Genomic DNA, 17,253 nt, shown 5'->3' on the forward strand with positions numbered 1-17,253 from the left:
TCATGAAAAACCAGACAGGAGTTCTTTTATGGCTAGCGTGACACTGCGCGGAATTCGCAAGCGCTATGGCGGCACGGTCGACGTCATCAATGGCATCGACATGGAAGTTCGCGATGGCGAGTTCATGGTGTTTGTTGGCCCATCCGGGTGCGGCAAGAGCACGATGATGAGAATGATCGCCGGGTTGGAGGACATCTCCGAGGGGGAGTTGCGCATTGGCAACCGCGTTGCCAACGATCTGCCCCCGCCGCACCGGGGTGTGGCCATGGTGTTTCAAAGTTATGCGCTGTATCCGCACATGACCGTGGCCGAAAACATGGGCTTCAGTCTGAAGATGGCTGGCCTGTCGAAGAACCAGATACGAGAGCAAGTCGGCCGCGCGGCGGAAATTCTGCAGATCACGCACTTGCTGGACCGCACGCCCAAGGCACTCTCGGGCGGTCAACGGCAACGCGTGGCCATCGGCCGCGCCATCGTGCGCAAGCCCGAGGTCTTCCTGTTCGATGAGCCGCTGTCCAATCTGGATGCGGGTCTGCGCGTGCAGATGCGGGTCGAACTCACCAAGCTGCACAAGGAGCTTGGCAGCACCATGATTTACGTCACGCACGATCAGACGGAAGCGATGACCATGGGCGACCGCATTGCTGTTTTCAACCGCGGAATGGTGGAGCAGGTGGGCGCTCCGATGGAGCTGTACCAGCATCCGGTCAACAGTTTCGTGGCGCAGTTTTTGGGCTCACCCCGGATGAACCTGCTGCCCGCAACGATTGGGCGGCGGGGCAACGAGCACATCCTGCAGGTTCCGGGGCTCGGCGAGCTACCCGTCAGCGTGCCCGGAAGCCTGGACGTGTCGCGCTGCGCGCAAATCGGCATGCGCCCGGAGTCAATCGAAGTCGTGCCGGCTGGCGAAGCAGGCTGGGCCGCGCGCATTGATTTTGTTGAGCGGCTGGGAGATACGACCTTGCTATATGCCCGCCTGCCAGACGTTTCACAGCCGCTGTGCATCAAGTTGGCAGTGGCTTGCGTCCCCTGGGACAGCGGCGACGCCATCTCATTGCGAGCTGTTCGCGGTGCCCTTCATCTTTTCGACGGCACGGGTGCGTGCATCGGTATTCTCTAAATTTCCCTCATGAAAAACGAAGTCCAACTCATCACCTATGCCGACCGCTTGAGCGGCGGAACCCTTCAGGATCTACGTGCGCTTTTGAACGGCCCGCTGGCCGGTGTTTTCGGCGCTGTTCATATCCTGCCGTTCTTCTACTCGATCCATGGTGCGGATGCCGGGTTCGACCCCATAGACCACACCCGCGTGGACCCCGCCCTGGGCGACTGGAGCGACATCAAGGCCCTGGCGCAGGACATGGATGTGATGGCCGATGTGATCGTCAACCACATGTCGTCAGACTCCCCGCAGTTCATCGACTATTCGAAACGTGGCGCGGCGTCGCCCTACAACGGTCTTTTCCTGACTTTTGACGCTGTTTTCCCTGAAGGCGCCACCGAGGAAGATCTGATATCCGTGTATCGGCCGCGTCCAGGCTTGCCCTTTACCTGCATGACGCTGGCCAATGGCGAAAAAAAAATTCTCTGGACAACATTCACGCCCAAGCAACTGGACATTGATGTGCAGCATCCGCAAGGCCGCAGCTATCTTGAGTCAATCTTGCAGGCACTGGCTTCCAGTGGCGTGAAGATGATCCGGCTGGACGCTGTGGGCTATGCGATCAAGAAGCAGGGCGACAGCTGCTTCTTGATGCCCGAGACTTTCGACTTCATCGACGAGTTCGCTGCACTGTGCCGCTCGGTGGGGCTTGAGGTTCTGGTCGAGGTGCATTCCTACTATCGCAAACAGATCGAGATCGCCAAACGCGTTGACTGGGTGTACGACTTCGCTCTGCCTCCACTGGTGCTCCACGCGTTTTTCTTCAAGACAGGAAAGCACCTCAAGCAATGGATTGCCCAGCGGCCGACCAACGCATTGACGGTACTCGACACACACGACGGGATCGGCATCATCGATATAGGCGCTGATCCGTCTGATCGCGTGAACAGACCCGGCCTGGTACCGCCCCAGGAACTCGACCGGTTGGTGGAAATCATCCACATCAACAGCGGCGGCCAGAGCCGCGAAGCAACGGGCGCAGCTGCGTCCAATCTCGACCTTTATCAGGTCAATTGCACTTTTTATGACGCGATGGGCCGCGATGACACGGCCTACCTGTTGGCTCGTGCGATCCAGTTCTTCATGCCGGGCATTCCGCAGGTCTATTACGTCGGATTGCTGGCGGGCAGGAATGACATGGACTTGCTTGAGCGTACCCGCGTGGGTCGGGATATCAACCGGCACCGTTACGCGAGCGCTGAGGTCGATTCAGCGCTCGGGCGGCCAGTCGTACAGCAACTCCTCGAGTTGATCCGGCTACGTAATGCGCATCCCGCGTTCGACGGCGCGTTCAGTGTCGAGCCAACCGGCGACAGCTGCCTGCACATGCGGTGGATCAACGGGCCTGTGGTGGCTGAGCTGCTCGTCGATTTCACCGACCTTCGCCATGAACTCCTGTTCACGGATGAGGGCGGGACGAGGCGGATTGCTTTTGCCAAGGCGTTTTAAATCGCTTGAATTGGCCCGGCTCGGTGTCCATTGGCGTCGGCCTCTGGACCCAAATGCTTCGCACCGACCCTCAGTGGGTCTTGTACGGAAGAAACTTGCCTGACAGTACGACATTGCGACATTGATGCGGTCGCCCTTGGGGGGCGGGCTGGCCCACGAATAAGTCAATGCCTTGGCGGGCCAGGTCTTCCTTAAGAATGGGGCGGATAAAGCATTTGTCACCCAGGAGGATGCCTTGGATGCCGGACAAGTCCATGTCAACGAACCGTGCCCGGGCCGCGCGTTTCAGTGAGTGATGACCACCAGCACGCTGCAGGGCGACTGCTCGATCAGCGCCTTGGAGACGGAGCCGCGCCACCAGCGCGCCGCCCATCCGTCCAGATGCTTGTGGCCCACCACGATCAGGTCGGCCCCGATCCGGCGGGCGCAGCGTGTGATTTCACTGACCGCATCCCCGATCACCACTTCGCCATGCGCGCTCACCCCGGCATCGGTCAGCTGGCGCAGTCCGGTATTGAGGATGCTCTGGTAGCGGTCTTTCTCTTCTTGCTGCAGCGTCTCGTCGTACACGCCGCCATCGAGACCGAGGGTGCTCAGGGGCAATTGCATCACGGCGATGAGCGTCAGCTCCGAACGGCTCCACTGCGCAATTTCATGGCAGTCAAGCAAGGCCTGCTGCCCGGGGGCAGAGCCGTCATAAGCCAGCAGGATTCGTTGGTACATGGCAAGCTTCCGATGTGCGCTGGCGGTTATTCAAGCGTGAAGCCGATTTTCAGGGACACCTGCCAGTGCGCGACCTTGCCATCGACCACATGGCCGCGGGTCTCGGTGATGCTGAACCACTGGATGTTGCGCACCGTCTCATGTGCCTTGGCAATGGCGGTGCTTACCGCATCTTCAATACCGACGGTTGAGGAACCGGTCAACTCAAGCTGCTTGTACACATGGCTATTCATCGTATTACTCCCAGGATTTGATTGGCCCCATTCGTTGGAATCTTACGCGTTTTGCACTCCAAGCACAAAGAAGTTCATGGGCATGCGCAGGCCATCGGCGGGCAGCGCGCCGGGCCGCAAGCGCAGGCGGTGCTCCAAGCCTGTAAAGTGCAAGGCTTGCCGATTCCCTGCAAGTATTCATAAGGCCTGGTGCGCGAGATGTCCCGATTCCTGAGCTTTTTAACCGTCCTGCTGGCGCTGGCCGCCTGCACCCCAGCCTTCAACTGGCGCGACGTGCATCCCGAAGGCACGCGCCTGAACCTACTGCTGCCCTGCAAGCCCGACACGGCGCACAAAGTAGTGCCGCTGGGCGGCCAGCCGACGACGCTGGCCATGCTCGGCTGCGATGCGGGCGGCGCGACCTTTGCCGTCGCCGTGGCGGATGTCGGCGATGCCGCCAGGGCGGCATCGGTGCTGGCGCTGTGGCAAGAACTGACGCTGGCCAACATGAAGGCCGCGCCTGGCAGCCGCCAGCCGTTTGCCCTGGCCATTCCAGGCGCATCGGCCGGGGTGCCTGTCACGCGCGTGCAGGCGCAGGGGCAGCGCGCCGACGGCACGGCCGTGAGCGGGCAGGCCGCTTATTTCGCGCAGGGCTCGCAGGTCTTCCAGGTGGTGATGTATGCCCCGCAAATCGCGCCCGAGGTGGCCGACACCTTTTTCTCCAGCCTGAAGTTTGAATGAAGCCGTGACGCCAAAGGACGCCATCGCCCTGCCGGACCGGCTGAACGCCAAATCGGCCACCCTCGTTTTTCTGGCCTTTGCCGCCGCATACTTCTGCTCGACGCTGCTGCGCGCCATCACCGCCACGCTGGCGCCGGTGCTGACGCAGGAGTTTTCGCTGCAGGCGCAGGGCCTGGGGCTGCTGGCGGGCGGCTATTTCCTGGGTTTTGCCGCCGTCCAGCTGCCGCTGGGCCATTGGCTGGACCGCCATGGCCCCAAGCGCGTCATTTTGTGGTTCCTGAGCCTGGCCGTGCTGGGCTGCCTGGCCTTTTCAGCGGCCGGCAGTTTTACCGGGCTGCTGATGGCGCGCGTGCTGCTTGGCATGGGCGTCGGTGCCTGCCTGATGGCGGCGCTGACGGGTTACCGGCGCTGGTTTGACACGCCCGCGCTGCTGCGCGCCAATTCGTGGATGCTGATGACCGGCTCGCTCGGCATGCTGGCCTCGACCCTGCCGGTGCAGTGGCTGATGCCGCTCATCGGCTGGCGGGCCTTGTTCTGGTGTCTGGCGGCGCTGGTCGTGCTGTCGATGGCCGCGATTGCCTGGCTCGTTCCGCGCTGGCGGGTGGCGCCCGCCGCGTCACCTTCAACGCCTGCGCTGTCGCACGAGGCCGGTTATGCAGCCATCTGGCGCAGCCGCTATTTCCGCAAAATGGCGCCGCTGGCTTTTTTCAACTACGGCGGCATGGTGGCGATCCAGACGCTGTGGGCCGGTCCGTGGATGGTCAGGGTCGCCGGCGACACGCCGCTGGAGTCGGCCACCGGCCTGTTCTGGATCAACGCCAGCATGCTGGTGACCTTCTGGAGCTGGGGCCTGGTCAATCCGTACCTGGCCCGCAATGGCTGGCCGGCCACGCGCCTGATCGCCTGGGGCGTGCCGCTCAGCCTGGCGGTGCTGGCCGGCAACATCCTTGCCGGCAGCGCCACCGGCTGGCCGGGTTGGGCGCTGTTCTGCGTCACATCGAGCGTCATGGGGCTGGCCCAGCCGGCCGTCGGCATGTCGTTCAGAGCCGCGCTGGCCGGGCGTGCGCTGTCGGCCTTTAATCTGGTCATTTTTGCCGGGGTATTTGTCGCGCAGTGGGGCCTTGGTTTGCTGGTTGACGCTTTTTCCGCCCTGGGCCTGGCGCAGGGCGCCAGCTTTCAGGCGGCCATGACGGTTTTTTTGTGTTGCTCTATCGCCGCATATGGCTACTTCATCAGTGTGAACGCCGATAATTCAGTGCAATGAACGGCATTCTCATCATCGCCCATGCACCGCTGGCCTCGGCTTTCCTCCAGTGCGTGCTGCATGTCTTTCCCGACCATCCCGCCAGCGTGGCGGCGCTCGATGTCCAGCCCAGCATGCCGCCCGAGGAAACGCTGGTCCAGGCAGGCATTTTGCTCAAGCAACTCAACACCCCGCAGACCCTGGTGCTGACCGATATCTTTGGAGCGACGCCCTGCAATGTGGCGCAGCAACTGGCCGACGGCGTGGCGACCAAGCTGGTCACCGGCATGAATCTGCCCATGCTGCTGCGCGCGGTGAGCTACCGCAACGAGTCGCTCGATGTGCTGGTGGCGCGTGCGCTGGCGGGCGCCAGCCAGGGCGTGATGCAGGTGGCCGTCACCGCACCCCAAAATCAAATACGAAGAGAAAATGATCAAGACCCGGACCACCATCAGCAATAAGCTGGGCCTGCACGCCAGAGCTTCGGCCAAATTCACCAAGCTCGCTGGCAGCTTTCGCAGCGAAGTGTGGATGAGCAAGGGCGAGCGCCGCGTCAACGCCAAAAGCATCATGGGCGTGATGATGCTGGCAGCCGGCATGGGCAGCAGCGTTGAAATCGAAACCGATGGCGCCGATGAGCAGGCGGCCATGGACGCCTTGCTGGCGCTGGTTGCCGACAAGTTCGGGGAAGGGGAATGATGCCCCCACGGTCGCTCACTGCGTGTAGCTCCCTGCCCCCCGGGGTGGCCGCTGCGCCTGCAGCCCGGCAAAGCCGGTTCTGCGGCCCTGACTTGCATGAAACTGCTGTGCTCACTTCCATCGCCACCACGCTTCTCGCTTCGCGTGCTGTTGTGCTGGCCGGTTCTTTCTTGGGATAACTAAATGACGTTCTCGGTCCACGGTCTGGCGGTCTCGCGCGGCGTTGCCATTGGCCGGGCGGTGCTGGTGGCCTCCAGCCGGGCTGATGTCAGCCATTATTTTGTCGATCCCGCCACCACCGATGACGAGATTGCGCGCGTCAGGCTGTCGCGCAATGCGGTCATGGAGGAAATCACGCGGCTGCAGCATGACCTGCCCAGGGACGCGCCGCACGAAATCGCGGCCTTGCTGGACGTTCACCTGATGCTGCTGCAGGACGAAATGCTCATCGGCGGCGTGAAGCACTGGATCACCGAGCGCTACTACAACGCCGAATGGGCGCTGACGACGCAGTACGAACTCATTGCCCGCCAGTTTGACGAAATGGAAGACCCCTACCTGCGCGAGCGCAAGGCCGACCTGGAGCAGGTCGTCGAGCGCGTGCTGTGCCACATGAAGGGCGCCGCCTCACCGCTACAGGCGGCCCGGCAAGGCGCGGTGCGGGCCGGCAGCAGCCGCAAGCAGTCGCAGCAGGATCTGCTGCTCGACGACACCCTGGATGTGCCGCTGGTGCTGGTGGCGCACGATATTTCGCCGGCCGACATGCTGCAGTTCAAGCAGAGCCTGTTTGCCGGCTTTGCCACCGACGTGGGCGGCAAGACCTCGCACACGGCCATCGTGGCGCGCAGCATGGACATTCCGGCGGTGGTCGGTGCGCGCAGCGCCAGCCAGCTGATCAAGCAGGATGACTGGGTCATCATCGACGGCGATGCCGGCGTGCTGATCGTCGATCCGTCGCCCATCATCCTGGCCGAATACGGTTTCAAGCAGCGCCAGGGCGAGCTGGAGCGCCTGCGGCTGAACCGCCTGCGCCACACCCCGGCGCTGACGATGGACAGGCAGCGCATCGAGCTGCTGGCCAACATCGAAATGCCCGACGACACGCTGGGCGCGGTCGAGGCCGGGGCCGTGGGCGTGGGGCTGTTTCGCAGCGAATTCCTGTTCATGGGACGGGCCGGCAAGCTGCCCGACGAGAACGAGCAGTACCTGGCCTACCGCAAGGCCATCGAAGGCATGCAGGGCATGCCGGTGACCATCCGCACCGTCGATATCGGCTCGGACAAGCCGCTGGACCGGCCCACCGCCAAGGCGCAGGATGGGCATCTGAACCCGGCGCTGGGCTTGCGCGCCATTCGCTGGAGCCTGGCCGATCCGCCGATGTTCCTGACGCAGCTGCGCGCCATCCTGCGCGCCGCAGCCCATGGCCAGGTCAACCTGCTGGTGCCCATGCTGGCCCACGCCAGCGAAATCCGCCAGACGCTGGACCTGATCAACCAGGCGCGCGCGCAACTCGATGCCCGTGGCTTTGTCTATGGCCCGGTGCGCCTGGGCGCCATGATCGAGGTTCCGGCGGCGGCGCTGACGGTGCCGGTGTTCCTCAAGTATTTTGATTTTCTGTCCATCGGCACCAACGACCTGACGCAGTACACGCTGGCCATCGACCGCTCGGACGAGTCGGTCGCGCACCTGTACGACCCCTGCCATCCGGCGGTGCTGCGCCTGATCGCCGACACGATTGCCGAATGCAATGCGCAGAAAAAGGGCGTCAGCGTCTGCGGCGAGATGGCCGGAGACGTCAGCATGACGCGGCTGCTGCTCGGGCTGGGGCTGCGCAGCTTTTCAATGCATCCGTCGCAGATTCTGGCCGTCAAGCAGCAAATCCTGCGCGCGGATACCGGAAAGCTCAAGCTGTGGGCGCAGGAAGTGCTGCAAAGCGAAAATCCGGCGGCCTTGCTTTAGACGCGGCGCGGCGGCACATTCAGGGTCGCCGGTTGCTATCAAAAAAGTAGCTGCTAGTCCATGCTGGATAAGCGCAAAGGCCCTGAAAAGCTTGAAAATTGCGCGCCCCGGGCCTTGCCCTTGTCATTTCACCCGTGTACCCAGCACCGCCGCGCCAATGATCATCACGGCCGCTAGGCCAATGCTCCAGCTCAAGGGGCGGCCGCTCACCAGCATCAGGAGGGCGGTGGAGCCCAGCGGCGTGATGTAGCTCAGGATGCCGATCTGCCGCGCGTCGCCGAGCTTGAGAGCCTTGTCCCAGAGGAAAAACGCGGTGCCCAGCGGCCCCCAGCCCATCACGGCCAGCAGCAGCCAGTCGCGCGCCGACAGCACGGCCTGGGGCTCCAGCGCCCAGTGGCACAGCAGCGACAGCAGGCCAGACACCAGCCCGAACAGCCCGATGGCCGCCGTCGGGAACGGTTTGACGCGCTGGGTCAGCAGTGAATAGCTGGCCCAGATGAAGGCCGACGCCAGCGCCGGTAGAAACCCCCACGACCAGCCCACGGCGCCCGTGGCGTTGCTGCTGGCGCTCAGGATGGCGATGGCCGCTCCGGCAAATCCCAGCAGCGCCGCAGCCACATGCACGGCGCGCAGCTTGAGCCCGGCCAGAAACAGCGGCGCCAGCACCACCATGAACAGCGGCCAGAGGTAGTTGACCAGGTTGGCCTCGACCGGCGGTGCATGGCGCAGGGCGATGAACAGCAGGAAATGAAATCCGAACAGGCCGTAAACGCCCAGCGCGAGGGTTTTGGCGGGAACGCTCCAGGCCTTGCGGTCTTGCAGCACGGCCGGCAGCGCCAGCAGGCTGCCCATGAGCAGGGCAATGCCGGTCAGCAAAAAAGGTGGAATGTGCCTGAGCGACACGCCGAGGGCGGCAAGGGTGATCCACAGCGCGATGGCGCCCAGGGCATATAAATTGGCTGGCATGGGCCGCAAGCATAGTGGCGGTTTGAGCGCAGACGCAGCGCGAAACGCCGTATTTTTGAACCAGAATGGGCCGTCATTCGCGCTCAGGCTCACTGCCCCAAGCTTACATGTCGTAGCGAGCTTAACGATTCATGCGTATTGCAGACACCCGGCTGGCATGTGTTTCGGATGAAATGAAGTAGCAGAAAAGTTTGCGAAGCTGCCGGCAACAGCGTCTTGTCGCAGGCAAGCCCTGTGGATTACCAGGAGCAACTCATGAAAATACTCGCAGCAATCGTGCTGGTACTGACCAGCCTGACAGGTTGTGTCGCCTACCCGGTCCCTTATGACAACGGCCCGCCCCAAGGCCACTATGGCGGACCGCACCGGGGCCAGGGCGACCGCGATGGCGACGGGGTACGCAACCGCGACGACCGCCGCCCGAACAATCCCTACCGTTATTGAGGCCGCTTCCCGTCAGGCAGCGGCCCGGGCCAGTCACTCTGCTGGCTTGTCGGACACGCCGGCGGCATGCGCCTGCTGGTCGGCGTGGTAGCTTGAGCGCACCATCGCGCCCACGGCGGCATGGCTGAAGCCCATCTCGTAGGCCTTTTCCTCGAACATCTTGAAGGTGTCCGGGTGCACATAGCGGCGCACGGGCAGATGCGAGGTTGAGGGCGCGAGGTACTGGCCAATCGTCAGCATGTTGATGCCGTGGTCGCGCATGTCCTGCATGACCTGCAGGATTTCCTCGTCGGTCTCGCCCAAGCCGACCATGATGCCGCTCTTGGTCGGCACGTCCGGGTGCAACGCCTTGAACTTCTTCAGCAGGTTCAGGCTGAACTGGTAGTCGCTGCCGGGACGCGCTTCCTTGTACAGGCGCGGCGCGGTTTCCAGGTTGTGGTTCATCACGTCGGGCGGCGAGGTTTTCAGGATTTCCAGCGCGCGGTCGTCGCGGCCGCGGAAGTCGGGCACCAGTACTTCAATCGTCGTGCCGGGCGAGAGTTCGCGAATGCGCTGGATGCATTCCACAAAATGGCCGCTGCCGCCGTCGCGCAAATCGTCGCGGTCCACGCTGGTGATCACCACGTACTTGAGCTTGAGCGCGGCAATCGTGCGCGCCAGGTTCAGCGGCTCGTCGGCGTCCAGCGGGTCGGGCCGGCCGTGGCCGACATCGCAAAACGGGCAGCGGCGGGTGCATTTGTCGCCCATGATCATGAAGGTCGCCGTACCCTTGCCGAAGCATTCGCCGATGTTCGGGCAACTCGCTTCCTCGCAAACCGTGTTGAGCTTGTTCTCGCGCAGGATCTGCTTGATCTCGTAGAAGCGGGTGCTCGGGCTGCCGGCCTTGACGCGAATCCAGTCGGGCTTTTTCAGGATTTCGCCCTGCACGACCTTGACGGGAATGCGCGACAGCTTGGCGGCGGCCTTTTGCTTGGCCAGCGGGTTGTAGGTTTCAAGGCTTTGGACTTCGCGGACGACTTCGGGTGTACTCATGGTGTGTAGTGGTGTGATGGGTTGGGATGGGGCATCAGTTCAGGGTGCAAGGTAGGTGGCGAGCTTTTGGCCCAGCACGCTTGCTGCTTCCTGCCAACTGGCCGATACGCCGATTGTAGAAAGGTCTGTCGTCTTGAGTCCTGCGTAACCGCAAGGGTTGATGCGCGAGAAGGGTTCCAGGTCCATCGCCACGTTGAGTGCCACGCCGTGGTAGGTGCAGTGCCGGCTGACCTTGATGCCCAGCGCGGCAATCTTGCCCAAGCCCCGGAACGGGTCGGACGGATGCACCGGGCCGCTCAGCGCGGCGTGCGAGAACGGGTCGTCCATGCGCACGTAAATACCGGGCGAACCGGCAACGCGGTGGCCGGTCACGCCGAAATGCGCCAGCGTGCGGATGACCGATTCTTCAATGCGATAGACATATTCCTTGACGAAGTAGCCGGCCCGTTTGAGGTCGATCAGCGGGTACACCACCACTTGGCCGGGGCCGTGAAACGTCACCTGTCCACCCCGGTTGGTTTGCACCACGGGAATCTCGCCGGGGTTCAACAGGTGATCGATTTTGCCCGCCAGCCCTTGCGTATAGACCGCTGGGTGCTCGCAAATCCATAGCGCATCCGGCGTGGCTTCGTTGCGCGCGGCGGTGAAGTCCTGCATTGCCTGGTAGGTGGGCAGGTAGTCCACCCGGCCGAGTTGTCGTGTGTCGATGGTCATGCCTGCCTTATGTCCGCCTCAGTTCTTGGGTGTTGTACGGCGGGTCGATGCAGATGCACTTGACCCGTCCCAGGTAAACGGCAGCGGTGGTAAAGGCCTGGGCGCGGTTGAGCCAGTCGAGTGTCGGCATCGATCAGGCGCCGCAGCACTTTTTGTATTTCTTGCCGCTGCCGCAAGGGCAGGGGTCGTTGCGCCCCACCTTGCGGGCTTCGCGCAATGCAGGCGCGTGCGTTTGTTTGTGGAGCTTCCAGAAACTTCGGATGTTGTAGATGGACAGGGACAACAAGGCCGGCAGATTGGCTTTTTCATCAATCTGCAGTTCGGGTTGGTCGGGGTTGTAACCTTCCGCGAACAACGCAATCGGCGCAAGCAGGTCAAAGTTTTTGGGGTTGTTCGTCAGGCCGTCCCATTGTGGGTGGTCCAGCATGGCGAGCCGAAAGCCTTCGGCCCAGTCCTTGCAATCCCAGTCGCCCTGGCGGTTTCCGTTTTCGTCGATCTGGTACGGGGTGATGCGTTCCCCGGCGTCCACTTCGCTGGTCAATGGCACGAAAAGCTGGTCGGGCGTGAGGTCGTGCAGTGCCACCGCCGTGGCCACCGCGATGTCCCGGTGCCGCTGCAGCAGCAACTGCAGCAGGCGGTGCTGGCGCTCTGGGTCGGCGCAAACCGGCAGCGTGGGCTGGCCGAAAATGGCCTCCATCCATTCGTGGGCGGGCACCGGCACAGGGCCGACGACGCAGGCGGTCAGGTAGCCGTCCGCCATCTCGGCCGGCATCGTGGCGGCTGGCAGGCTGGCGTCGCCAAACAGCTTGAACAGCTCGTCGTGGTCCGCTTCGGTCAGGCGCGGGCTTTGCTGCGGCAGCGGATGGCGCAGGTTGTAGTCGAAAAAGTCGTTCATGCGGATAGAGGAAAAAAAGAAAGCCTCATAGCGTAACGCGCCTGGCCTCGTCAGGAGGCCCGCCGGGCCGTGGCTACAGCACGACCTTGACCATCGGGTGCGTGGACAGCGTGCGGTACAGCTCATCGAGCTGCTCGCGGCTGGTGGCCGTCACGGTGATGGTCACGCCCAGGTACTTGCCGCCCTTGCTTTCGCGCAGCTCGATGGTGGCGGCGTCAAAGGTCGGGTCGAACTGGTGGGCGATATGGGTGATCGCGTGGACATAACCCTCGGCCTTGATGCCCATGACCTTGATGGGGAACAGCGACGGGTATTCAATCAGCGAGTCCTTGCGGGCTTCGGCTTCTGGCGGGTTGGGGGGCGTGTTGTCGTTGTCGGCGCTCATGGCTATGACTCCTCTTTGGCTTGCTGGTAGGCGGCGTACAGTTTTGCATAAATCGGGCCGGGCTGGCCGTTGCCGACGGGCTGGCCGTCCAGCAGGGTGATGGGCAGGATCTCCTTGGTGGCCGACGACAGCAGCAACTCGTCGGCGGCCAGCACTTCGGCCCGGCTGATGCGGCACAACTCAAAATCAATCCCGGCCGCGCGGCAGATTTCCTCGATCAGTCCATAGCGGATGCCTTCGAGCACCAGGTGGTCCCTGGGCGGCCCCATCACCTTGCCGTGCTTGACGACCCAGACATTGCTGGCGGCCGCTTCGCTGAGGTGGTCGCCGCGAAACATCACGGTTTCCAGCGCGCCGGCGTCCACGCTGATCTGGCGCGAGAACACCGCGCCCAGCAGGCTGGTGCTCTTGATATGCGCCTTTTCCCAGCGGAAATCGCCGGCGCTGACGCAGGCCACGCCTTGCGCGCGTTGCTGGTCGCTGGGCAGTTTCATCGGGTTGACCATGATGAACACGGTAGGCGTCAAGCCGGGCAGCATCGGGTGGTCGCGCATGGCCACGCCGCGCGTCACCTGGATATAGATCAGTTGATTGTCTTTTTGCGTCTCCGTGCCCGTTGAGAGGGCATGGTCAGCTATTAATTTAAGAGTAATGCCCTGCCACTGGGCGTGTGTCAGCGGATTGGCGATGCGCAGCTCGGCCAGGCTGCGGTCGAGGCGCGCCATGTGCTGCTCGAAGCGGAACAGCTTGCCGGCATAGGCGGGCACAACTTCATAGACGGCATCGCCAAAGATGAAGCCGCGATCGAGCACGCTGATCTTGGCGTCCCTGAGCGTGCTGAAGTCGCCGTTGAGGTAGCAGGGCGTATCGGGCAGGGCGCTGGCGGCGGACGTGGTCATGGATGTGGACTGCATGAGGGAATGAAAGGGAGCTGATCAGGGTTCATGGCAATGCTTTCAAGGCGATTGAAATAAGGCCGCAGGCGCCTGTTGCAAGGGCGCTACAGCATCAAGCCATGAAAAATATGGCGGCAATGGCGAGAACACCGAGCCCCAGGTTGACCGTGGCCAGTGTGGCAATCTGCCCGACGCGCCGGCCGCCTTCAGGCCAGTTGGCCGCACTCACCGCCTGCTGGAGGCGGCGAAAAGGCCCAAAATAAAGATGGCCGAAAAGTGCAAACATCACCAGGCCAATACCCAGCATGGCATGCCAGCCGGCAGGTGCGTTTTTCATGCCCACGCCCAGCAGCATCGCCAGGCCGGTCAGCAGCAAAACGATGATGGCGGCCCATGCCAGGCTGAAGAAACGCTTGAGCGTTTGCGCAATCAGCGGCAGCCGTTGCGCTGCCAGCAGTTCAGCCGCAGCGGGGCGCAGCGCAAACAGCATGAAACTGATTCCCCCCAGCCAGGCGATTGCGGCAAGAACATGCAGGAATTTCATCAGGGCGGGCATCGTGAGTCTTTCATTGGAATGAGCGCAATTCGACATGCTTTTCAATCGGCTCGATGGCTCGGGAGGAGGGCGGCAGTCAATGGACGCCAGAGGCGTGATTGTGGGGCATGCCCCCCGAGCTTGATCATCAGACGCCCACGAATTGGCCCCCATTCGGAATGGGCACAAAGCTATTGCCAGAAAGCAGGGGTTTCTACGTATAATCAAAGGCTTTGCTGGGGTTGAGGCCCGTAACCTTCGTGTAATTTGTGAGGTACACAATGGCAGATGGACCGGCTGGGTACCCTGAAGGCGCTAAAGCTTCTGCCCGCAAAAGCGCTGCAGTGGCAACTGGCTCAGGCAGTGAAGAAGTGACAGATGAGGCGCAAGACGAAGGGTTCAAGCCCCTGACGCGCGAAGAAGCCAAAAAAATTCGGGAGTTAAATCCTCCCGCTTCTTTGTGGGTGGTGCTGGCGGGGCAGGCCGGAGTCGGCATTCTGGTGGCTGTACTGGCCTGGGTGTTGACGGGCCAGGCGCGAATGGGCTGGTCGGCGGGATATGGTGCGCTGGCGGTGGTCATTCCCGCGGCGCTGTTTGCCCGGGGTCTGTCGCGTCAAAAATCGGCAACGCATGGAAATGCGGCGCTGGTCGGGTTTTTTATCTGGGAAATGGTCAAGATTGCCTTGACGGTGGCGATGCTCTTCGCCGCGCCAAGGCTGGTTGAAGGGTTGAATTGGCTGGCTTTGCTGGCGGGTTTTGTGGTGACGATGAAGGTGTACTGGGTGGCCATGTGGCTTCGCCCGGTGCGCAAGAAGTCGATCAATAATTTTTGAACATTGATAACTGGTGATCTATGGCTGCTGCTGAACACGCTGGAACAACTGGCCCGACGTCTGGAGAGTACATCCAGCATCACCTGCATCATTTGCAGAAAAATTTCTCTTTTGAGAATGTTGAGCAACACAGCATTGTTGACTTCAGCCTGTTCAATTTCGACTCGCTGCTCTATTCGGTCTTGCTGGGCGTCATTGGCTGCTTCTTTTTGTGGCGCGCCGCCAGCAAGGCAACGTCGGGAGTGCCCGGCCGCTTCCAGGCGGCGGTTGAAATCCTGTCTGAACTGGTGGACAACCAGGCCAAGGGCGTGATTCACAATGCCAAGAGCCGCAAGCTGGTGTCGCCTCTGGCGCTGACCGTGTTTGTCTGGATTTTCCTGATGAACGCCATGGACATGCTGCCGGTCGATGCGATTCCTAGCCTCTGGCATGACGCCGGCCCCGCGCTGGGCTTCAATAATTTCATGCGCGTCGTGCCAACGGCTGACGTGTCAACCACGCTGGGCCTGTCCTCCAGCGTGCTGCTGGTCTGCCTGGTTTACAACATCAAGATCAAGGGTCTTGGCGGCTGGGCGCATGAACTCATTGCCGCGCCTTTCGGCGACCACTGGTTTTTGTACCCGATCAACTTCCTGATGCAAATGATTGAATTTGCCGCCAAGACCATGTCCCATGGCATGCGGTTGTTCGGCAACATGTTTGCCGGTGAACTCGTTTTCATGCTGATCGCCCTGATGGGCGGCACATGGGCCTGGCAGTTCAACCCCCTCACGGGTATGTTCTGGCTGGGATTTGGGCATGTTGTCGCCGGAACCGTGTGGAGTATCTTCCACATCCTGGTGATCACGCTGCAAGCCTTCATCTTCATGATGTTGACGTTGATTTACGTGGGGCAGGCCCACGATTCACACTAAGCTTTCTTCTTCTCGTCGTTAGCTTTTCTTTTCCCTTTTCTTTTTACCTTTCCTCTCATCTTTTGGAGCAATCATGGAAAACATTCTCGGCCTCGTCGCTTTGGCTTGTGGTTTGATCGTCGGTCTCGGTGCTATCGGCGCCTCTATCGGTATCGCCCTGATGGGCGGCAAGTTCCTGGAAGCCTCGGCTCGCCAGCCTGAACTCATGAACGACCTGCAAACCAAAATGTTCATTTTGGCCGGCCTGATTGATGCTGCTTTCCTGATCGGTGTTGCCATTGCCCTGCTGTTCGCATTTGCCAATCCGTTTGTCCTGCGTTAATTTTTCGGCAATCCCTGGTACGTTCGATAAGGAATAAGCCGTGAACATTAACTCCACCCTGTTCCTGCAGGCTGTCGTTTTTGCGATCCTGGTCTGGTTCACGATGAAGTTCGTGTGGCCACCAATCACAAAAGCGCTGGACGAGCGGGCACAGAAAATCGCTGACGGCCTTGCTGCCGCCGACAAAGCCAAATCCGAACTCTCCAGCGCCAACAAGCGCGTGGAAGCAGAGTTGGCCACGTCGCGCACCGAGACCGCTACCCGTCTGGCAGATGCAGACCGCCGCGGCCAAGGCATCATTGAAGATGCCAAAGCCCGCGCGGTTGAAGAAGCCAACAAGATCATTGCTGCAGCCCAGGCTGAAGCGGCTCAACAATCGGTCAAGGCCCGCGAGGCGTTGCGCGAGCAGGTTGCCCTGCTGGCGGTCAAGGGCGCCGAGCAGATTCTCCGCAAGGAAGTCAATGCCGGGGTTCATGCCGATTTGCTGAGCCGCCTGAAGACCGAGCTGTAAGCAAAGCAAGGTAGAACAACTATGGCTGAACTTGCAACCATTGCCCGCCCTTATGCAGATGCGCTGTACAAGGCGCAGGGTTCCGATCTGGCCACAACTGCCCTTTGGGTGGACAAACTGGCGGCTGTGGCTGGAAATGCCCAGTTGCTCCAGTTTGCCGACAGTCCGAAGGTCAGCGTGGATCAGGTGTTTGACGTGGTGGCCGGTGTGGCCAGCAATGCAAACGATCCTTTGCCCGAAGCTGCCAGGAACTTCCTGCGCCTCGTGATCGAAAACGGTCGTTTGTCTGCACTGCCCGAGATTGCCAGCCAGTTCCGTTCGCTCAAGAACGCGGCAGGTGGTATGACCGATGCTGTCGTTTTCAGCGCTTTTCCGATGGACGAGCAGGCCTTGAACGACATCGCAGCAGTGCTCGAAAAGCGGTTTGGGCGCAAGCTCGGCATCAAGGTTGAACTTGATCCCTCGCTGATTGGCGGAATTCGCGCGGTCGTGGGTGACGAGGTGCTGGATACTTCGGTAAAAGCCCGTTTGGAACAAATGAAAATGGCGCTGATTGCCTGAACTGACGCGCAAGTGTCACCCGGGTTTTTAGCCAATAACATAGAAAGAAGGAAAGAG

Annotated in this window: 23 protein-coding genes; 13 read left to right on the forward strand and 10 right to left on the reverse strand. The window is 61.6% G+C overall.

Annotation, left to right across the window (positions count from 1 at the left end; translation table 11 throughout):
* Positions 1 to 28 precede the first annotated feature (28 nt).
* Both PNAP_RS01135 and gtfA read left to right on the forward strand, forming a co-directional pair.
* Positions 29 to 1,120, forward strand: coding sequence for an ABC transporter ATP-binding protein (locus tag PNAP_RS01135; protein ID WP_011799664.1), 1,092 nt, complete (start codon positions 29 to 31; stop codon positions 1,118 to 1,120).
* A 9-nt stretch (positions 1,121 to 1,129) separates the two neighbouring features.
* Positions 1,130 to 2,611 carry a sucrose phosphorylase gene (gene gtfA, locus PNAP_RS01140; protein ID WP_011799665.1) on the forward strand — a complete coding sequence of 494 codons (1,482 nt, stop codon included), beginning with the start codon at positions 1,130 to 1,132 and terminating at the stop codon, positions 2,609 to 2,611.
* A 285-nt stretch (positions 2,612 to 2,896) separates the two neighbouring features.
* Here the strand turns inward: gtfA and PNAP_RS01145 are convergent, their stop codons facing one another.
* Complete coding sequence (locus tag PNAP_RS01145) at positions 2,897 to 3,334, reverse strand: universal stress protein (protein ID WP_011799666.1); 438 nt, start codon at positions 3,332 to 3,334, stop codon at positions 2,897 to 2,899.
* 26 nt (positions 3,335 to 3,360) lie between these two features.
* Positions 3,361 to 3,567, reverse strand: a complete 207-nt coding sequence (locus PNAP_RS01150) for a dodecin (RefSeq protein WP_011799667.1) — start codon at positions 3,565 to 3,567, stop codon at positions 3,361 to 3,363.
* A 198-nt stretch (positions 3,568 to 3,765) separates the two neighbouring features.
* On the opposite strand from PNAP_RS01150, the gene PNAP_RS01155 reads away from it, so the two are divergent.
* From PNAP_RS01155 to ptsP, 5 genes are all read left to right on the forward strand, one after another.
* Complete coding sequence (locus PNAP_RS01155) at positions 3,766 to 4,287, forward strand: hypothetical protein (RefSeq protein WP_011799668.1); 522 nt, start codon at positions 3,766 to 3,768, stop codon at positions 4,285 to 4,287.
* Between the two features lie 4 nt (positions 4,288 to 4,291).
* Positions 4,292 to 5,551 carry an MFS transporter gene (locus PNAP_RS01160; protein WP_049763730.1) on the forward strand — a complete coding sequence of 420 codons (1,260 nt, stop codon included), beginning with the start codon at positions 4,292 to 4,294 and terminating at the stop codon, positions 5,549 to 5,551.
* Positions 5,548 to 5,991 carry a PTS sugar transporter subunit IIA gene (locus PNAP_RS01165; RefSeq protein ID WP_011799670.1) on the forward strand — a complete coding sequence of 148 codons (444 nt, stop codon included), beginning with the start codon at positions 5,548 to 5,550 and terminating at the stop codon, positions 5,989 to 5,991. Before PNAP_RS01160 ends, PNAP_RS01165 begins: the two co-directional genes overlap by 4 nt.
* On the forward strand, positions 5,960 to 6,229 hold the full coding sequence (locus tag PNAP_RS01170; RefSeq protein WP_011799671.1) for an HPr family phosphocarrier protein: 270 nt from the start codon (positions 5,960 to 5,962) through the stop codon (positions 6,227 to 6,229). The genes PNAP_RS01165 and PNAP_RS01170 overlap by 32 nt, the downstream gene beginning before the upstream one ends.
* Positions 6,230 to 6,412: 183 nt before the next feature.
* The gene (ptsP, locus tag PNAP_RS01175) at positions 6,413 to 8,188 is read left to right on the forward strand and encodes a phosphoenolpyruvate--protein phosphotransferase (protein WP_011799672.1); all 1,776 of its coding nucleotides are present in this window, start codon (positions 6,413 to 6,415) and stop codon (positions 8,186 to 8,188) included.
* 123 nt (positions 8,189 to 8,311) lie between these two features.
* Here the strand turns inward: ptsP and PNAP_RS01180 are convergent, their stop codons facing one another.
* Positions 8,312 to 9,154, reverse strand: coding sequence for a DMT family transporter (locus PNAP_RS01180; RefSeq protein WP_011799673.1), 843 nt, complete (start codon positions 9,152 to 9,154; stop codon positions 8,312 to 8,314).
* 255 nt (positions 9,155 to 9,409) lie between these two features.
* Between PNAP_RS01180 and PNAP_RS01185 the strand changes: the two genes are divergently transcribed.
* Positions 9,410 to 9,598: a hypothetical protein gene (locus tag PNAP_RS01185; protein WP_011799674.1), complete on the forward strand. Its 189-nt coding sequence runs from the start codon at positions 9,410 to 9,412 to the stop codon at positions 9,596 to 9,598.
* Between the two features lie 33 nt (positions 9,599 to 9,631).
* Here PNAP_RS01185 and lipA read toward each other — a convergent pair whose 3' ends face one another.
* From lipA to PNAP_RS01215, 7 genes are all read right to left on the reverse strand, one after another.
* Complete coding sequence (gene lipA, locus PNAP_RS01190) at positions 9,632 to 10,630, reverse strand: lipoyl synthase (RefSeq protein ID WP_011799675.1); 999 nt, start codon at positions 10,628 to 10,630, stop codon at positions 9,632 to 9,634.
* A gap of 39 nt (positions 10,631 to 10,669) precedes the next feature.
* The gene (lipB, locus tag PNAP_RS01195; protein ID WP_011799676.1) at positions 10,670 to 11,344 is read right to left on the reverse strand and encodes a lipoyl(octanoyl) transferase LipB; all 675 of its coding nucleotides are present in this window, start codon (positions 11,342 to 11,344) and stop codon (positions 10,670 to 10,672) included.
* A gap of 7 nt (positions 11,345 to 11,351) precedes the next feature.
* Positions 11,352 to 11,474 carry a hypothetical protein gene (locus tag PNAP_RS28125; RefSeq protein ID WP_269667323.1) on the reverse strand — a complete coding sequence of 41 codons (123 nt, stop codon included), beginning with the start codon at positions 11,472 to 11,474 and terminating at the stop codon, positions 11,352 to 11,354.
* 3 nt (positions 11,475 to 11,477) lie between these two features.
* Entirely contained in the window at positions 11,478 to 12,239 is a 762-nt protein-coding gene (locus PNAP_RS01200) for a YecA/YgfB family protein (RefSeq protein ID WP_011799677.1), read from the reverse strand.
* A 73-nt stretch (positions 12,240 to 12,312) separates the two neighbouring features.
* Positions 12,313 to 12,624, reverse strand: coding sequence for a YbeD family protein (locus PNAP_RS01205; RefSeq protein ID WP_011799678.1), 312 nt, complete (start codon positions 12,622 to 12,624; stop codon positions 12,313 to 12,315).
* 2 nt (positions 12,625 to 12,626) lie between these two features.
* Positions 12,627 to 13,523, reverse strand: a complete 897-nt coding sequence (locus PNAP_RS01210) for a D-amino acid aminotransferase (RefSeq protein WP_041376444.1) — start codon at positions 13,521 to 13,523, stop codon at positions 12,627 to 12,629.
* 109 nt (positions 13,524 to 13,632) lie between these two features.
* The gene (locus PNAP_RS01215; RefSeq protein ID WP_011799680.1) at positions 13,633 to 14,076 is read right to left on the reverse strand and encodes a CopD family protein; all 444 of its coding nucleotides are present in this window, start codon (positions 14,074 to 14,076) and stop codon (positions 13,633 to 13,635) included.
* 260 nt (positions 14,077 to 14,336) lie between these two features.
* Between PNAP_RS01215 and PNAP_RS01220 the strand changes: the two genes are divergently transcribed.
* The 5 genes from PNAP_RS01220 to PNAP_RS01240 all read left to right on the forward strand — a co-directional run bounded on the left by PNAP_RS01220 (position 14,337) and on the right by PNAP_RS01240 (position 17,196).
* Positions 14,337 to 14,888 carry an ATP synthase subunit I gene (locus PNAP_RS01220; RefSeq protein WP_011799681.1) on the forward strand — a complete coding sequence of 184 codons (552 nt, stop codon included), beginning with the start codon at positions 14,337 to 14,339 and terminating at the stop codon, positions 14,886 to 14,888.
* 20 nt (positions 14,889 to 14,908) lie between these two features.
* A complete protein-coding gene (atpB, locus tag PNAP_RS01225) occupies positions 14,909 to 15,802 on the forward strand; it encodes a F0F1 ATP synthase subunit A (protein WP_011799682.1) in 894 nt (297 codons plus the stop codon).
* Positions 15,803 to 15,875: 73 nt separating this feature from the next.
* Complete coding sequence (atpE, locus tag PNAP_RS01230) at positions 15,876 to 16,124, forward strand: F0F1 ATP synthase subunit C (RefSeq protein ID WP_011799683.1); 249 nt, start codon at positions 15,876 to 15,878, stop codon at positions 16,122 to 16,124.
* A 40-nt stretch (positions 16,125 to 16,164) separates the two neighbouring features.
* Positions 16,165 to 16,635: a F0F1 ATP synthase subunit B gene (locus PNAP_RS01235; protein ID WP_011799684.1), complete on the forward strand. Its 471-nt coding sequence runs from the start codon at positions 16,165 to 16,167 to the stop codon at positions 16,633 to 16,635.
* A gap of 21 nt (positions 16,636 to 16,656) precedes the next feature.
* Positions 16,657 to 17,196, forward strand: coding sequence for a F0F1 ATP synthase subunit delta (locus PNAP_RS01240; protein ID WP_011799685.1), 540 nt, complete (start codon positions 16,657 to 16,659; stop codon positions 17,194 to 17,196).
* Positions 17,197 to 17,253 lie beyond the last annotated feature (57 nt).

Source organism: Polaromonas naphthalenivorans CJ2 (genome assembly GCF_000015505.1).
Lineage (GTDB): Bacteria > Pseudomonadota > Gammaproteobacteria > Burkholderiales > Burkholderiaceae_C > Polaromonas > Polaromonas naphthalenivorans.

Excerpts from the sequence above, each read along its gene's own strand:
- PNAP_RS01200 (WP_011799677.1), bottom strand. The coding sequence starts at position 12,239 with ATGAACGACTTTTTCGACTACAACCTGCGCCATCCGCTGCCGCAGCAA.
- atpB (WP_011799682.1), top strand. The coding sequence starts at position 14,909 with ATGGCTGCTGCTGAACACGCTGGAACAACTGGCCCGACGTCTGGAGAG.
- PNAP_RS01210 (WP_041376444.1), bottom strand. The coding sequence starts at position 13,523 with ATGACCACGTCCGCCGCCAGCGCCCTGCCCGATACGCCCTGCTACCTC.
- PNAP_RS01165 (WP_011799670.1), top strand. The coding sequence starts at position 5,548 with ATGAACGGCATTCTCATCATCGCCCATGCACCGCTGGCCTCGGCTTTC.
- ptsP (WP_011799672.1), top strand. The coding sequence starts at position 6,413 with ATGACGTTCTCGGTCCACGGTCTGGCGGTCTCGCGCGGCGTTGCCATT.
- gtfA (WP_011799665.1), top strand. The coding sequence starts at position 1,130 with ATGAAAAACGAAGTCCAACTCATCACCTATGCCGACCGCTTGAGCGGC.
- lipA (WP_011799675.1), bottom strand. The coding sequence starts at position 10,630 with ATGAGTACACCCGAAGTCGTCCGCGAAGTCCAAAGCCTTGAAACCTAC.
- PNAP_RS01155 (WP_011799668.1), top strand. The coding sequence starts at position 3,766 with ATGTCCCGATTCCTGAGCTTTTTAACCGTCCTGCTGGCGCTGGCCGCC.
- PNAP_RS01170 (WP_011799671.1), top strand. The coding sequence starts at position 5,960 with ATGATCAAGACCCGGACCACCATCAGCAATAAGCTGGGCCTGCACGCC.
- PNAP_RS01215 (WP_011799680.1), bottom strand. The coding sequence starts at position 14,076 with ATGCCCGCCCTGATGAAATTCCTGCATGTTCTTGCCGCAATCGCCTGG.
- PNAP_RS01220 (WP_011799681.1), top strand. The coding sequence starts at position 14,337 with ATGGCAGATGGACCGGCTGGGTACCCTGAAGGCGCTAAAGCTTCTGCC.
- PNAP_RS01180 (WP_011799673.1), bottom strand. The coding sequence starts at position 9,154 with ATGCCAGCCAATTTATATGCCCTGGGCGCCATCGCGCTGTGGATCACC.
- PNAP_RS01240 (WP_011799685.1), top strand. The coding sequence starts at position 16,657 with ATGGCTGAACTTGCAACCATTGCCCGCCCTTATGCAGATGCGCTGTAC.
- PNAP_RS28125 (WP_269667323.1), bottom strand. The coding sequence starts at position 11,474 with ATGCCGACACTCGACTGGCTCAACCGCGCCCAGGCCTTTACCACCGCT.
- atpE (WP_011799683.1), top strand. The coding sequence starts at position 15,876 with ATGGAAAACATTCTCGGCCTCGTCGCTTTGGCTTGTGGTTTGATCGTC.
- PNAP_RS01135 (WP_011799664.1), top strand. The coding sequence starts at position 29 with ATGGCTAGCGTGACACTGCGCGGAATTCGCAAGCGCTATGGCGGCACG.
- PNAP_RS01150 (WP_011799667.1), bottom strand. The coding sequence starts at position 3,567 with ATGAATAGCCATGTGTACAAGCAGCTTGAGTTGACCGGTTCCTCAACC.
- lipB (WP_011799676.1), bottom strand. The coding sequence starts at position 11,344 with ATGACCATCGACACACGACAACTCGGCCGGGTGGACTACCTGCCCACC.
- PNAP_RS01205 (WP_011799678.1), bottom strand. The coding sequence starts at position 12,624 with ATGAGCGCCGACAACGACAACACGCCCCCCAACCCGCCAGAAGCCGAA.
- PNAP_RS01185 (WP_011799674.1), top strand. The coding sequence starts at position 9,410 with ATGAAAATACTCGCAGCAATCGTGCTGGTACTGACCAGCCTGACAGGT.
- PNAP_RS01145 (WP_011799666.1), bottom strand. The coding sequence starts at position 3,334 with ATGTACCAACGAATCCTGCTGGCTTATGACGGCTCTGCCCCCGGGCAG.